13 protein-coding genes are annotated in these 14191 nt (G+C 71.7%); 4 read left to right on the top strand and 9 right to left on the bottom strand.

Annotated features, from left to right (window positions below):
* Positions 1-98: 98 nt before the first annotated feature.
* The 5 genes from C2865_RS37130 to C2865_RS37110 all read right to left on the bottom strand — a co-directional run bounded on the left by C2865_RS37130 (position 99) and on the right by C2865_RS37110 (position 5962).
* Positions 99-653 carry a Uma2 family endonuclease gene (locus C2865_RS37130; protein ID WP_269802774.1) on the bottom strand — a complete coding sequence of 185 codons (555 nt, stop codon included), beginning with the start codon at positions 651-653 and terminating at the stop codon, positions 99-101.
* Positions 654-821: 168 nt separating this feature from the next.
* A complete protein-coding gene (gene meaB / locus C2865_RS37125) occupies positions 822-1802 on the bottom strand; it encodes a methylmalonyl Co-A mutase-associated GTPase MeaB (protein WP_106403457.1) in 981 nt (326 codons plus the stop codon).
* Positions 1789-3966, bottom strand: coding sequence for a methylmalonyl-CoA mutase (scpA, locus tag C2865_RS37120; protein WP_106403456.1), 2178 nt, complete (start codon positions 3964-3966; stop codon positions 1789-1791). The genes meaB and scpA overlap by 14 nt, the downstream gene beginning before the upstream one ends.
* On the bottom strand, positions 3963-5708 hold the full coding sequence (locus C2865_RS37115; RefSeq protein WP_106403455.1) for a methylmalonyl-CoA mutase family protein: 1746 nt from the start codon (positions 5706-5708) through the stop codon (positions 3963-3965). The genes scpA and C2865_RS37115 overlap by 4 nt, the downstream gene beginning before the upstream one ends.
* 47 nt (positions 5709-5755) lie before the next feature.
* Positions 5756-5962: an SCO4848 family membrane protein gene (locus C2865_RS37110; RefSeq protein ID WP_157964077.1), complete on the bottom strand. Its 207-nt coding sequence runs from the start codon at positions 5960-5962 to the stop codon at positions 5756-5758.
* Between the two features lie 50 nt (positions 5963-6012).
* On the opposite strand from C2865_RS37110, the gene C2865_RS37105 reads away from it, so the two are divergent.
* The gene (locus tag C2865_RS37105; RefSeq protein WP_106403453.1) at positions 6013-7116 is read left to right on the top strand and encodes a D-alanyl-D-alanine carboxypeptidase family protein; all 1104 of its coding nucleotides are present in this window, start codon (positions 6013-6015) and stop codon (positions 7114-7116) included.
* 6 nt (positions 7117-7122) lie between these two features.
* Here C2865_RS37105 and C2865_RS37100 read toward each other — a convergent pair whose 3' ends face one another.
* Positions 7123-7608: a hypothetical protein gene (locus C2865_RS37100; RefSeq protein ID WP_157964076.1), complete on the bottom strand. Its 486-nt coding sequence runs from the start codon at positions 7606-7608 to the stop codon at positions 7123-7125.
* Positions 7609-7643: 35 nt separating this feature from the next.
* Positions 7644-8945 carry a lipopolysaccharide biosynthesis protein gene (locus C2865_RS37095; RefSeq protein ID WP_106403451.1) on the bottom strand — a complete coding sequence of 434 codons (1302 nt, stop codon included), beginning with the start codon at positions 8943-8945 and terminating at the stop codon, positions 7644-7646.
* An 85-nt stretch (positions 8946-9030) separates the two neighbouring features.
* Between C2865_RS37095 and C2865_RS37090 the strand changes: the two genes are divergently transcribed.
* On the top strand, positions 9031-9975 hold the full coding sequence (locus C2865_RS37090; RefSeq protein WP_157964075.1) for a YihY/virulence factor BrkB family protein: 945 nt from the start codon (positions 9031-9033) through the stop codon (positions 9973-9975).
* 10 nt (positions 9976-9985) lie between these two features.
* Here C2865_RS37090 and galK read toward each other — a convergent pair whose 3' ends face one another.
* The gene (galK, locus tag C2865_RS37085) at positions 9986-11065 is read right to left on the bottom strand and encodes a galactokinase (RefSeq protein ID WP_106403449.1); all 1080 of its coding nucleotides are present in this window, start codon (positions 11063-11065) and stop codon (positions 9986-9988) included.
* Between the two features lie 325 nt (positions 11066-11390).
* Between galK and trpS the strand changes: the two genes are divergently transcribed.
* Together trpS and C2865_RS37075 are read left to right on the top strand one after the other, a co-directional pair.
* Positions 11391-12425 carry a tryptophan--tRNA ligase gene (trpS, locus tag C2865_RS37080; protein ID WP_106403448.1) on the top strand — a complete coding sequence of 345 codons (1035 nt, stop codon included), beginning with the start codon at positions 11391-11393 and terminating at the stop codon, positions 12423-12425.
* Entirely contained in the window at positions 12418-12945 is a 528-nt protein-coding gene (locus C2865_RS37075; RefSeq protein ID WP_232836022.1) for a 2'-5' RNA ligase family protein, read from the top strand. The genes trpS and C2865_RS37075 overlap by 8 nt, the downstream gene beginning before the upstream one ends.
* Here the strand turns inward: C2865_RS37075 and C2865_RS37070 are convergent.
* Entirely contained in the window at positions 12935-14131 is a 1197-nt protein-coding gene (locus C2865_RS37070) for a GH25 family lysozyme (RefSeq protein ID WP_198653869.1), read from the bottom strand. The genes C2865_RS37075 and C2865_RS37070 overlap by 11 nt on opposite strands.
* Between the last annotated feature and the right edge of the window lie 60 nt (positions 14132-14191).

Genomic DNA, 14191 nt, shown 5'->3' with positions numbered 1-14191 from the left:
GTACGCCCTTCGCAGGCCGCACAGTAGCGCGAAAGCCCTTGACCCGACCTTTCACCAGAGGAACGCTGCGGACTGATGAGAGCACGTGAGTACGCCGGTCAGAATTCGCGGGTCGGCAGGACTCCTTCGAGGGGAGCGGGAATCGGCAGTTCCTCTCCCAAGGTGACCGAAGCACTGTGGGCGTAGTCGGCTCCCCGGGGTTCGGAGAAGATCGTCGCTTTTCCCTCCAGCCTGTCGATCAGGAGGTACAGCGGAATGTCGGCGGCGGCGTAGCCGCGCCGCTTGGGACCCCTGTCCCGCTCGGCTCCCTTGCGGTCCCGAGCCCGTCCCGAGGTCACCTCCAGCACCATCGCCACGCCGTCGGGCTTGCTGTGCCATTCCCGGCCCGCGAACGCGCCTTTGGGAGCCGCGATCCCGTCCGGCACGTACTCCCCCTCCGGACTGATCAACGTCAGGTTCCGGTGCAGCCTCAGGCCGTGGACCTCCCGCACCCAGTCGTCGACCGCCACGACGATGGTCTCGTGCTGCCCGTCGGGGGTAGGTGACACGATGATCTCTCCATCCACCAGCTCCGCACGGAAACCCGGCATCACCTCGAGAGCTGCGAACGCCGCACGCAGATCGTCACGGACGACAGGTGACTCGTCCGGCATCGCCGTCATCGAAGCTCACCTCGCGGTCTCGGCAGTGGTGGCACCTGGACCCAACCTACATGTTCACGGTGGGCATGCCCGGATAACGGGGCCGTCCCGACGACCCGGCGACGTCTCGCGACTGACGCACCCGGCCGGGCCTGCGCGGCTCGTGCGCCTTGCGGTGCGTCAGTCGCCGGAGAAGGCCTTGAGGATCTGCTCCGCGGCGATGGCCGGGGGGAGTTCGCCTTCGGCGACGCGGCGTTCCAGGTCGGGGGCGAGGGACTGGACGGCGGGGTCCGTGCGCAGGGCGTGCAGGAGGCGGTCCTCGACCATGGCCCAGGTCCAGCGGATCTGCTGGTCGCGGCGGCGGCGTTCCAGTTCGCCGGACTCGCGGAGGGCGTCCTGGTGGGCGATGATCTGGTCCCAGACGTCGGCGAGTCCGGTGCCTTCCAGGGCGCTGCAGGTCAGGACGGGGACGACGCGCTCGGAGCGGCCGCGCAGGAGGCGGAGGGCTCCGGCGAGCTCGCGGGCCGCCCTCCTGGCCTCCATGGCGTGGTCGCCGTCGGCCTTGTTGACCGCGATGACGTCCGCGAGCTCCAGGACGCCCTTCTTGATGCCCTGAAGCTGGTCGCCGGTGCGGGCGATCGTCAGGAACAGGAAGGAGTCCGTCATCTCGGCGACCGTGGTCTCCGACTGGCCCACGCCGACGGTCTCCACGAGGATCACGTCGTAGCCCGCGGCCTCCATGACGACCATGGCCTCGCGGGTGGCCTTGGCGACGCCGCCGAGCGTGCCGGCCGTCGGCGAGGGGCGGATGAACGCGTTCGGGTCGGCCGACAGGCGGGCCATGCGGGTCTTGTCGCCCAGGATCGAGCCGCCGGTCCGGGTGGACGACGGGTCGACGGCCAGGACGGCGACCCGGTGGCCCAGGCCCGTCAGGTGCGAGCCCAGGGCGTCGATCGTGGTGGACTTGCCGACGCCGGGGACGCCGGTGATGCCGACGCGGCGGGCGTTCCCGGCGTACGGGGCGAGCTCGGCCAGCACGGACTGGGCGAGCCGCCGGTGGTCGGGCCGGGTGGACTCCACGAGCGTGATCGTGCGGGCGATCCACGCTCGGGAGCCCTCCCGGACACCGGCCGCGTATTCCCTGACGTCAGGCGTGGCCAAGGCTGGCGGACAACTCCTTCAGCAGGTCGAGCGCGGCCTCGGACAGGACCGTGCCGGGCGGGAAGATGGCCGAGGCCCCGGCGGCGCGCAGCTCGTCGAAGTCCTGCGGCGGGATGACGCCGCCGACGACGATCATGATGTCCTCGCGGCCGAGCCCGGCCAGCGCGGACTTCAGGGCGGGCACCAGGGTGAGGTGTCCGGCGGCCAGGGAGTTGACGCCGACGATGTGCACGTCGGCCTCGACGGCCTGGCGGGCCACCTCCTCCGGGGTCTGGAACAGCGGGCCGACGTCGACGTCGAAGCCAAGGTCGGCGAAGCCGGAGGCGATCACCTTCTGGCCCCGGTCGTGGCCGTCCTGGCCCATCTTCGCCACCAGGATGCGGGGGCGGCGGCCCTCGGCCTCGGCGAACTCGTCGGTCGCCCTGCGGGCGTTCTCGATCGCGGACACGGCTCCGGCCTCCTCCCGGTACACACCGGAGATGGTACGGATCGTGGCGGAGTGCCGTCCGTACGCCTTCTCCAGGGCGTCGGAGATCTCCCCGACGGTCGCCTTGGCGCGGGCGGCGTCGATGGCGAGCTTGAGCAGGTTGTGCTCCAGGTCGCCGACCTGGTCGGCCCCGGCGGCGGCCGTCAGCGCGTCGAGCGCGCGGGAGACGGCCTGCGGGTCGCGCTCGGCGCGCAGCCGCTCCAGCTTGGCGATCTGCTGGGCCCGCACGGAGGCGTTGTCGACCTTGAGGACGTCGATCATCTCGTCGACGTCCGGCCGGTACTTGTTGACGCCGATGACCGGCTGGCGGCCGGCGTCGATACGGGCCTGGGTGCGGGCCGCGGCCTCCTCGATGCGGAGCTTGGGCAGCCCCTCGTCGATGGCCTTGGCCATGCCGCCGTACTTCTCGACCTCCTGGATGTGCTCCCAGGCGCGGGCGGCGAGGTCGTGGGTGAGCTTCTCCATGTAGTAGGAGCCGCCCCACGGGTCGATGACCCGGGTGGTGCCGGACTCCTGCTGGAGCAGCAGCTGGGTGTTGCGGGCGATGCGGGCGGAGAAGTCCGTCGGCAGCGCCAGCGCCTCGTCGAGGGCGTTGGTGTGCAGCGACTGGGTGTGGCCCTGGGTGGCCGCCATCGCCTCGATGCAGGTGCGCGCCACGTTGTTGTAGACGTCCTGGGCGGTCAGCGACCAGCCGGAGGTCTGGGAGTGGGTGCGCAGCGACAACGACTTGTCGCTCTTGGGGTCGAACTGCTTGACCAGCTTGGCCCACAGCAGGCGTCCGGCCCGGAGCTTGGCGACCTCCATGAAGAAGTTCATACCGATCGCCCAGAAGAACGACAACCGCGGCGCGAACGCGTCGATGTCCAGGCCCGCCGCCCGGCCCGCCCGGATGTACTCCACGCCGTCGGCGAGGGTGTACGCCAGCTCCAGGTCGGCCGTGGCCCCGGCCTCCTGAATGTGATAACCGGAGATGGAGATCGAGTTGTACTTCGGCATCTTCTGCGAGGTGTACTCGAAGATGTCGGAGATGATCCGCATCGAGGGGGCGGGCGGGTAGATGTAGGTGTTGCGGACCATGAACTCCTTGAGGATGTCGTTCTGGATGGTCCCGGCCAGCTGCTCCGGCGCCACCCCCTGCTCCTCCGCGGCCACCACGTACAGGGCCAGGATGGGCAGGACCGCCCCGTTCATGGTCATCGACACCGACATCTTGTCCAGCGGGATCCCGTCGAACAGCTGCCGCATGTCGTAGATCGAGTCGATCGCCACGCCCGCCATGCCGACGTCGCCGGCCACGCGCGGGTGGTCGGAGTCGTAACCGCGGTGGGTGGCGAGGTCGAACGCGACCGACAGGCCCTTCTGCCCGGCCGCGAGGTTGCGGCGGTAGAAGGCGTTGGACTCCTCGGCGGTGGAGAACCCGGCGTACTGCCGGATCGTCCACGGCTGGGTCGCGTACATCGGCGCGTACGGGCCGCGCAGGAACGGCTTGATGCCCGGGAACGTGTGCAGGAAGTCCAGACCCGCCAGGTCCTCGGCGCCGTACAGCGGCTTGACGTCGATGCCTTCGGGCGTGTCCCAGGACGGCCGCTCGCCGGCCGCCTCACGCCACTGCTTTTCGAGGACGTCCGGCGCTACGGGCTCGCCGAGCGGGACGTCGGAGAAGTCGGGGATGCTCATGCCGTCACTCCCAGGTCCCGAAGGGTCCCCTCCAGGATCTCGATCGCGTTGCACCCGGCGAAGACGTTGCCGTCCACCCCGGTGTACTCGCCCTTACCGGCCAGCCAGACCTTGACCGCGCCGCGCTCCTTCAGCGTCCTGGCGGCGGCCTCGGCCTGCTCGGCGTACAGCTTGTCGCTGGAGCAGATGACCGCCACGCCGCCGTCGAACTCCTCGGGCGCGCCGCTGACGGTCTCGATGCCGCCCGCCTGGAACAGGTTGGCGGCGAACGAGGCGCGCGCCGTGTGCGCGGCGACGGGTCCGAGGACGGCCAGGAAGACCTTCGGCCGCTCGGCCTGGGCGTCGGCCAGGTCGCGCAGCGCCTCGTAGTCCTGCGCGTAGGTGTGCCGGGGCAGCCCGCCGCTCAGCGGAGCCGGGGCCTCCTCCCGCACGGGGAGCTCCTCGGCCAGGTTGGGGAACTCGCTGACGCCGGTCAGCGGGGCCTTGCGCCGGGCGAGGTCCTTGCGGCGCCGCTCCCAGGTGGCCGCGAGCTCGCGCTCGACGAGGCCGGACTCCAGCGCGGCGGCCAGGCCGCCGGCCTTCTCGATCTCGGTGAACCACTTCCAGGCGGCCTGGGCGAGCCGCTCGGTGAGCTGCTCGACGTACCAGGAGCCGCCCGCCGGGTCCACGACGCGGGCCAGGGAGGACTCCTCCAGCAGCAGCGTCTGGGTGTTGCGGGCGATGCGGCGCGAGAAGGCGTCGGGCAGGCCGAGGCGGGCGTCGAACGGCTGGACGGTCACCGAGTCCGCGCCGCCGACCCCGGCGGCGAAGCACGCGACGGTCGTGCGCAGCATGTTCACCCACGGGTCGCGCCGGGTCATCATCGCGTCGGACGTCACCGCGTGGATCCTCGCGGTGGTGTCGGACACGCCGGACAGCGAGGCGACCCGCGTCCACAGGCGGCGCGCGGCGCGCAGCTTGGCGATGGTGAGGAACTGGCCGGCGTGCGCGGCGTAGCGGAACTCCAGCTGCCCGGCGGCGTCGTCGACGCTCAGCCCGGCCTCCGTCAGCTCCCGCAGGTAGGCCACGGCGGCGGCGAGGACCGCGCCGAGCTCCTGGGCGTCGGAGCCGCCGGCGTCGTGGTAGGCGGTGCCGTCCACGGTGAAGGTGCGGATGCCGGGGAATCCGGCGGCGACGCGCCGCGCCAGGTCGGCCGGGACCGGGGTCCGCACGCCGGTGCGGGCCTCCAGGCCGAGCGGGTCGGCGCCGAGGTTGCCCAGGGACGCGGGCCCGGCCAGCGCGAGGAACGCCTCGGCCGCCTGCTCGGTCCGCGGCCCGGCGTCCAGGACGACCGCCGCCAGGTCGGTGTGCACGCCCTTGAGCACCTCGCCCAGGGCGGCGACCGGGACGCCCGCGTCGCCGACGGTCAGCCACACCGAGGTGGCGCCGTTCTCCAGGTCGGCGAGGATCGCCTCCCTGGTGCGCTCCGGATGCGGGTCGGCGTGCCGTTGCCGCACGTCCCAGCCCGCCGGGTTCTCGTCTCCGTCACGCGGGGCGGTGGCGAACGGCCGTGAGGCGACCGCCTCATCCGCGGTGTACAGGGGTGCGATCGGGACGCCGTCGTAGGACTGCCTCGTGAGCAGTTCCTCGACGGCGTCGAGAGGGGTGTCTTCGGTGGCGGCTCCGGACTTGCGGAGTACGCCCTTCAATAGCTCCCGCCAACGCTCGCGCTCAGCTTGGGGGAAGGCAGCAGCCAACTCCATGGAAGGGATGGTAGGCGAACCCTTATTAGACGACTGCGAGCGGGGTGTCACGATGACCTCTTCCACGCCTTCCACCCGATCCTCGCGAGGATCGCGGCGAAGACCACGTTCGCTGCGGCCAGGACGTAGTGCACGACGTAGAACGCCGTCGCCCGCCGGGGGCCGCTGCCCAGGTTCTTGGCGAGCATGATCCATTCAAAGGCCATGAAGGCGGCCAGTGCCAGCAGGAACACGGCCGAACGTCGAGAAGTCACCCTTGCAGGGTAGGCGGCGGCACGACCCGGCCGGTTAGGCTCTCGTCTTCATGGGAGCACCGCACAGAGCCGCCGCCGCGGCTGCCGCCGCCATGCTGACCGTCGCGCTGGCCCCCGTGCCCGCCGCCGCCGCGCCGGACACGCCGTTGAAGAAGATCAAGGCGGGGTCGTGGATCATCGCGGACGCCGACACCGGCGAGGTGCTGGCGGCGCACAACCCGCACAAGCGGTTCCTGCCGGCCAGCACCCAGAAGGTGCTCACCGCGGTCACCCTCATCCCGCGGCTCGGCGGGGACACCATGATCACCCCGACCAGGGAGAGCGTGGAGCCCGAGGGCACCAAGGTCGGCATGACGCCGAAGCTGAGCTACAGCTCCGCCGACCTGTTCCGGGCGCTGCTCATGGCGTCGGCGAACGACGCGGCGATGACCCTGACCCAGCCGCAGGGCGGGATGCGGCCGACCCTGGACCTGATGAACGCCGAGGCCGGGCGGATCGGCGCGGTGAACACCCTGGCGGGCTCCCCCAACGGTCTCGACGTCGACCTGGGGCTGAGCGTCAAGACGCAGTACACCACCTCCTACGACCTGGCGCTGATCCTGCGGGCGGGGCTGGCGATCCCCGAGTTCGTCGAGTACGCCTCGACGGTGCACTCGACCTTCCCCGCGCTGCGCCCGGCGAAGGTCGACAAGAAGACCAAGAAGAAGACCCCCGCCAAGCGCTACATGATGCCGATCTACTCCCACATACGGATGCTCCCGGGCGAGTCACGGCATTACCGGGGCTTCATCGCGGGCAAGAACGGCTACACCAACGCCGCGCGGCAGACGTTCGTGGGCGCGGCCGAACGCGACGGGCGGCGGATCGTCATCGCGCTGATGAAGGCCGAGAGCCTGTGGGACAACGCCAAGGTCCTCCTCGACTGGGGCTTCGCCAACGCCGGGAAGGTCGAGCCGGTCGCCTCGCTGGCCGACCCCTCCCCCTCTCCGTCGGCGGACCCGTCGGACCCCGCCGGGCGCGAGGCCCGGAAGGGCGGCGGCACGAAGGACTCCGGGTCCTCCGACAACCTGCTGCTCGGCGCGATCGGCGGCGGCTTCATCCTGGCGGGCGTCGGGGTGCTGCTGATCCGCCGCCGTCCCGCCCCCTCGGACTGACCGCGCCTATCCGGCGGGGCGGACCCCGGGCCCCCGCGACGGCAGCAGCAGCGGCACCTCGTTGTCGTCCGGACTGCGGTCGGGGACGGTGGTGTGCACCTCGGCGCTCCCCCTGCCCTCCCCCCGCACCCTGATCTCCACGCTCCCGCCGGAGGGCAGGTCCGGCCAGGCGCAGCCCGTCCGGACGCAGGAGGCCCGCAGGCGCCCTTCCAGGCGGTGCAGGTCGAGGGTGACGGGGCCGGTGCCCTGCGGCCCCCGGTTGTGGATGCGCAGCGTCCGCCCGTCGAGCGTCACGGACACGTCCGCGGCCGGAGGGGGCGTCCCCGGCGGGACGCTTCCGGCGGACCGGGACGAGCCGGAGTTCACCGCCTCGCGGCGCGGGTCCGGCAGGGACGCGACCAGCGCGCACACCACCGTCGCCACCGCCGCGCCGGCTCCGAACAGTACGAGCGCCTGCCTCTTCGTCTTCGGCCTCTTCGGCGGTGTCGTCACGGTGCGCACTCCCACGGATTCGCTACGTCACGACGTTAGCGTGTTCCGTGCGCGTGCGCGGCCCATCGCCGGTACAGCCGCGCGGCCAGCAGGACGGCCGCCGCCGCGCACGAGAGCGCCAGCGCCGCCTCCACCCGCACCAGCGCGGGCAGCGGGACCAGGCAGACCGCCAGGAAGACACCGAAGGCTGCGCTCCAGCAGAGCGCGTTGTCGCGGTGCCGCTCCAGGGCGACCAGCCCGGCCTGGAAGACCTGGGCCAGCATGTAGCAGCCGGTCGCGGCGGCCAGCACCACCAGGTGGCCGCGGTCCAGCGCGAACCCGTCGCCGAAGGCCAGCCGCACCAGCCAGGGCCCGGCGACCGCGGCGCCCAGCACCCCGGCGAGCGCGACCGCGCCGGTCGCGGCCAGCACCCCGCGCAGCTTGCCGCGGAAGGCCCGGCGGTCGCCCGCGGCGAGCGCGCCCGCCAGGCCCGGCAGCAGCACCGCCTGCACTCCCTGGAACAGGAACAGCGGCACCCGCGCGATGACGAAGGCGGCGAGCAGCCGTCCGGCGGTGCCGTCCCGTCCGGAGAGGAACTGGAGGGCGACGAGCGCCGCGTTGGCCACCGCCTGGGCCGCCACCCCGGCCAGCAGCAGCCAGCCGAGGTTGGCCGACAGCTCCGACCAGGGGGCGGGCGGGCCCGGCCGCAGGGCTCCGCGCAGCCCCGGCAGGGTCAGCGGCAGGGCCGCCAGCGGGGCCAGCGCCAGCAGCCACAGGTAGGGGGCGGCGGCGTGGACGCCCAGGCCGAGCAGCGCGCCGCAGACCGCGATGCGCACGAAGCCCTCCACGCCCAGCTGCGCCGAGTACCAGCCGAACCGCGACGAGCCCGCGTAGATCCCGCGCATCACGTACCCGGCGGCCATCACGGCCATGGACAGGGCGAACACCCCCGGCGGCGTCCACCCGCCGGAGAAGAGCCCGGAGACCAGCGGCGGCGACAGCACGAGCCCTGCCGCCAGGAGCACGGCCAGCAGCACCGCGGAGACCAGGGCGACCTTGCGGACCAGCGGCCCCGTGCCGGCCCCCCGGGCGGCGCGTGCCGCGAAGGCCCGCCCCAGCTCCTGTTCGAACGGCATGAACACGCCGATCCCGAACGTGTAGACCAGCGTCCAGAGCGTGGAGAGCGAGGCGAAGGCGACGGGTCCGACGGCGCGGGCGGAGACGGCGAGGTAGACGGCTCCGGACAGGCCCAGCAGGATCAGGCCCGCGGCCATCGTCGCGGTGCCGGCGCGGACGTGGACGGGCGCCGCGGGCGCCGGGGGCGCCGCGGAGGCCACCGCTGCGGGCGCCGACGCCATGCACCACCGCCCTTTCCCGCCGCCCGTGTCCGATCCGATCCCGGAACGCCGCCGGACGGGCCGGTCCGGTGGGTACAGTCCCCTGGTGACCCGGCTGATCGCACCGGTGGTGCAGCGCTACGGCGTCCTCCGGCAGAAGACCGCCACCAGACTACGGAGCCTACGCACCGAACGCCCCTGGTTCGGGCATCTTGTCCGGGCTGTCCGGAGGTACGACCGGGAGAACGGCGAGCAGCTCGCCGCGGCCCTGACCTTCTACTCGTTCCTCGCCTTCTTCCCGTCCCTCGCCCTGGCGTACGCGCTCCTGGGCTACGTCGTGTACTTCAGCGAGACCTTCCGCGAGTACCTGATCCAGTCCATCGACGACTACCTGCCGGGACTGGCCACCCAGCTGGACGTCGCGCAGATCGCCCAGGCCAGGGTCGGTGCGAGCATCATCGCCCTGATCGGCCTGAGCTGGGCGGGCCTGGGCTGGGCGGCCCAGCTGCGCGAGTCCATCCGGATCCTGTGGGGGCGCGCCCCGCGCAGCGCGGGGAACTTCTTCCTGCTGAAGCTGCGCGACCTGGCCGTCATCGCCCTGCTCGGCGCCATCCTGATCTGCTCGGTCGCCGCCACGACCGTCGCCGTGCGGATGACGACCTTCACCGTCGAGCAGCTCGGGCTGGCCGACTCCTTCTGGGCCTGGCTCAGCCTGCGGATCGCCTCCGTGGCGGTGGCGCTGGTGTTCAACACCCTGCTGTTCCTGGTGCTGTTCACCCGCATGTCGGGCACCAACGCCCCGCACCGGCACGTCGGCAAGGGCGCCCTCGTCGCCGCGGTCGGCTTCGAGGTCCTCAAGACCGCCGGCGCCTACCTGTCGGGGTACATCACGGGCAACCCCGTCTACGCCTCGTTCGCGGTCCTCGTCGGCGTGCTCATCTGGATGAACCTGCTGTCCCGGATGACCTTCCTCGTCGTGGCCTGGACCGCCACGCTCGACACCGTCGAACGCACCGACACGCCCCTCAACCCCGAACCCGACGCCGCCTGAGCGGGCCGGCTCAGGACAGGCGGGCGGCGCCCCGCGACGGCACGGCCTCCAGGTAGGACGGCGCGCTCCAGCCGTGCGCGGCGTAGGCGGCGTCGATCGACTCCCGGACGGCGGGCAGCGCGTCCCGGTGGGCCAGCACGATCACCGAGCCGCCGAAACCGCCGCCGACCATCCGGCCGCCGCGCGCCCTGCCCTTGACCGCGGCCTCCACCGCCACGTCCGCCTGCGGCCACGAGACCTGGTAGAGGTCGCGCAGCGACAGGTGGGAGGCGGTGAGCATGGCGCCCACGTCGGCGGCGGCGCCCGCCCTGAGCAGGCCGACCGTGGCCTCCACCCGGTGGTTCTCGGTGACCACGTGCTGGACGCGCCTGCGCAGCACCGGGTCGGTCAGCAGGGACAGCGACGCCGCCAGGTCCTTGACGTCCCGCAGGGCCGGCACGCCCAGCCGCCGCGCCGCCTCCTCGCACTCCGCGCGGCGGTCGGCGTAGCGGCCGTCCTCCAGGGCGTGCCGGACCCCGGTGTCGACGATCAGGACGCGGTGGTCGCCCAGGTTCAGCGGGACGCGGGAGGACATGCCGGTCCGGCAGTCCAGCAGGAGGGCGTGGTCGGCCTCGCACAGCAGGGACGCCGACTGGTCGAGGATGCCCGAGGGCACCCCGGCGTAGGCGTTCTCCGCGCGCTGGGCGACCCGCACCAGGTCCCGGCGGTCGGCCTTCACCCCGTACAGGTCGGTCAGGGCCAGGGCCGTCGCGCACTCCAGCGCGGCCGAGGACGACAGGCCCGAGCCCGAGGGCAGGTCGGAGGTGAAGCGCAGGGTCGCGCCCCCGACGAGGTAGCCGGCCTCGGTCAGCGCCCCGGCGACCCCCGCCGGGTAGGCGGCCCAGCCGCGCACCTTCCCGGGCGCCAGCCCCGCCAGCTCCACGACCTCCCGGAGGCCGCCCGAATGCAGCTCCAGCAGTCCGTCGTCCCGCTGCTCGCCCTCCACCGTGATGCCCTGCGGCAGCGCGAAGGGCAGGACGAGGCCCTCGTTGTAGTCGGTGTGCTCCCCGATCAGGTTGACCCTGCCGGGCGCGTGCCAGACCCCGTTCATCGCGTGCGCGCTCCCTGTGCTCGTGGCCGTCGCGGCGGCCCGTGCGCCCGCCCTCCGCGATCTCCCCAGGACATGAAGCCTAGCCACATCGCGGCAGGGCACCCGGTCCCGGCCTCGCCGAAAAACTCTCCCCATGGTGATATCCGTGACGAATACGATGTGAAGGACACCCCGGGCGCCGAACGTCTTATGGCGTGATCGTGGGTTTCCTGTCGGCGGCGCTCGGGCATGTGCCGTCCGTCGGGCCCGTGGTCCCGCGCACCTGTCGCGATCATGGGAGAATCGAAACGATGGCGGCCCCGGCGAAGGCGGAGGAAGAAGACAGTTGACTGAGCAGCATCGCCCCCGGGTCCTGTCCGGCATCCAGCCGACGGCCGACTCCTTCCACCTGGGCAACTACCTGGGCGCCGTCCGCCAGTGGATCCCGCTGCAGGACACCCACGAGGCCTTCTACTTCCTGGCGAACCTGCACGCCATGACCGCCGAGTACGACCCCGAGGTGCTGCTCCGGCGCACCCGGGTCTCGGCCGCCCAGCTCCTGGCGGCCGGCCTCGACCCCGACCGCTGCACGCTCTTCGTGCAGAGCCAGGTCTTCGAGCACGCCGAGCTGCAGTGGGTGCTCAGCTGCCTGACCGGCTACGGCGAGGCGTCCCGCATGACGCAGTTCAAGGACAAGTCCGCCAAGCAGGGCGCGGCCGCGGCCAGCGTCGGCCTGTTCACCTACCCGATCCTGCAGGCCGCCGACATCCTGCTGTACACCCCGCAGGTCGGCGAGAAGGACTTCCAGGTCCCGGTCGGCGAGGACCAGCGCCAGCACCTGGAGCTCACCCGCACCCTGGCGGGCCGGTTCAACCACCGCTTCGGGCCCACCTTCGTCGAGCCCAACGCGCACATCCTCAAGTCGGTCGCCAAGATCACCGACCTGCAGGAGCCGGAGAAGAAGATGTCCAAGTCCGCCTCCTCCCCGCAGGGCATCATCAACGTGCTGGACGAGCCGGGGCCGCTGCGCAAGAAGATCATGCGCGCGGTCACCGACACCGGCACCGAGATCAAGTACGACCCGGAGACCAAGCCGGGCGTCTCCAACCTCCTGACCATCCTGTCCGCGCTGAACGGCACCCCCGTCCCCGACCTGGAGGCGCACTTCGCGGGCGCCGGCTACGGGCAGCTGAAGAAGGAGCTGGCCGAGGTCGCGCTGGAGACCTTCGGCCCGATCAGGGAACGCACCCTGGAGCTGATGGACGACCCCGCCGAACTCGACCGGATCCTGGCCAGGGGCGCCGACCGGGCGACCGAGGTCGCGGCGGCGACCATGGCCGCCGTCCGCGAGCGCGCCGGGCTGCTCAGCCGCGGTGGCTGATCTGGTCATCGGGGTCTCGGTCGCCATCCCCGAGCCCCACGCGGGAGCCCTCCAGCGCGCACGCGAGGTCTACGGGGACCCGCTGGCGGCCAAGGTCCCCCCGCACATCACCCTGGTGCCGCCCACCCCGATGACCGACGAGGAGATACCGGTCATCGAGAACCACCTGACCCGGGTCGGCGCGACGACCGCGCCGTTCCGGGTCCGGCTGCGCGGCACCGGGACCTTCCGCCCCGTCACCCCCGTGGTGTTCGTCACCCTCGCCGAGGGCATCGGCCCATGCGGGCTGCTGCAGGAGAAGCTGCGCAGGCCCCCGCTGGACCGGGAGCTCATGTTCCCCTACCACCCGCACGTGACGATCGGCCACCACCTCGACGAGGAGCGGCTCGACCGCATGTTCGACGAGTACTACGACTTCCACGCGCTCTTCGAGGTGCGGGAGTTCTGGCTCTCCGAGCACGGACGGGACGAGGTGTGGCGCCCCGTCCGCGCCTTCCCGCTCCTGGGCGCTACCTGGTGACGGTGGCCTTCACCTTCGCGGTGTTGTTCTTCTTGTAGGGGTCGAGCGCGCCCGGTGCGCTGATCGACAGCCGCAGCACGGGCTTGGCCCCGGCCTTGAGGCCGTTGGTGACCTTGACGCGGTAGGTGAACTTGACCAGCTGGTCGTCCTTGAGGTTCGACCACGTGCACTTGAGCCCGTAGGACGTGCGCTTGCACGCCTTCGTCCCGGCCTTCTGGTGCTTCACGCCCTTGGGCAGGCGGACGTTCACCGTCACCTTGCCGCTGTCGTCGGGACCGCCGTTGCCGACCTGGATCGTGTAGGTGGCGCTCTTGCCGCGGCGGAACTTCTTGTTCGCCTTGCCCTTCACCCCGACGTACGCGACGGGCTTGTCCGCCTTCCTGGCGAAGGCGAGGAGCTGCTTGTAGGTGCCGGGGAAGAGGTTCTGGTCACCGGGGAACAGCGGCTTGTCGTTGCCGTTCCAGAACTGCCAGAAGGTGTACTTCTCGAACCCGCCGGGCATGGCGGGCACCGTCACCTTCTCCTTGTAGTTCGCCACCCACAGCGGGTTGGTGAGGTTGAAGGCCGCGGTGCCGTTCGGCTCCGCCTCCGAGGACGTGCAGTTCTTCCACCACGACTGGTTGGTGTAGATCATCGGGTAGCGGCCGGTGCGGACGAAGTACTGGCGGCTGAAGTCCCGGATCCAGTTGATCATCTGGTCGGGCTTCAGGTTGTAGCAGTCCTGGCGCACGCCCTTGACCTTGGGCAGGTCGGCGTACGGGTCGCGCTCCATGTCGAGCGCGCCCGGCAGGCTCTTGCCGTCCCGGGTCCAGCCGCCGCCGTTGTCGACGAAGAAGTCCGCCTGGGGGGCGCCGCCGGAGCGGTGCGGCGAGGCGAAGTGGTAGGCGCCCTGCAGGATGCCGTTGGCGCGCGCGCCCGCCTGGTTGACCGCGAAGTACTTGTCGACGTAGGCGTTCGGGTCGCCGTCGACGGGGCTGACGCCGCGCGTCGCGCGGATGATGGCGAACCTGGCGCCGTCGTCGGCGATCTCCTTCCAGTCGACGTTCGGCCCCTGCCATTCGCTGACGTCCAGGCCGGGCACCGTCCCCTTGGGCGCGACCGGCGCCGCGTGCGCGGCCGACCCCGGAACTACCGCCCCCAGTACCAGTCCGGTGACGAGCAAAACCCTTCCGGCGGTACGCAACACACCAAACTCCTCAGTCAGCCTTAGGAAGGTGCAAAACAGTAACGCAAGATCACTTCCCGT

Source organism: Actinocorallia populi, from assembly GCF_002995495.1.
GTDB lineage: Bacteria > Actinomycetota > Actinomycetes > Streptosporangiales > Streptosporangiaceae > Actinocorallia > Actinocorallia populi.
Note: the sequence above shows the minus strand (reverse complement) of the source record. Positions and strands in the feature narration are given on the sequence as shown.

Excerpts from the sequence above, each read along its gene's own strand:
- C2865_RS37130 (WP_269802774.1), bottom strand. The coding sequence starts at position 653 with ATGCCGGACGAGTCACCTGTCGTCCGTGACGATCTGCGTGCGGCGTTC.
- scpA (WP_106403456.1), bottom strand. The coding sequence starts at position 3,966 with ATGAGCATCCCCGACTTCTCCGACGTCCCGCTCGGCGAGCCCGTAGCG.
- C2865_RS37115 (WP_106403455.1), bottom strand. The coding sequence starts at position 5,708 with ATGGAGTTGGCTGCTGCCTTCCCCCAAGCTGAGCGCGAGCGTTGGCGG.
- C2865_RS37105 (WP_106403453.1), top strand. The coding sequence starts at position 6,013 with ATGGGAGCACCGCACAGAGCCGCCGCCGCGGCTGCCGCCGCCATGCTG.
- C2865_RS37095 (WP_106403451.1), bottom strand. The coding sequence starts at position 8,945 with ATGGCGTCGGCGCCCGCAGCGGTGGCCTCCGCGGCGCCCCCGGCGCCC.
- galK (WP_106403449.1), bottom strand. The coding sequence starts at position 11,065 with ATGAACGGGGTCTGGCACGCGCCCGGCAGGGTCAACCTGATCGGGGAG.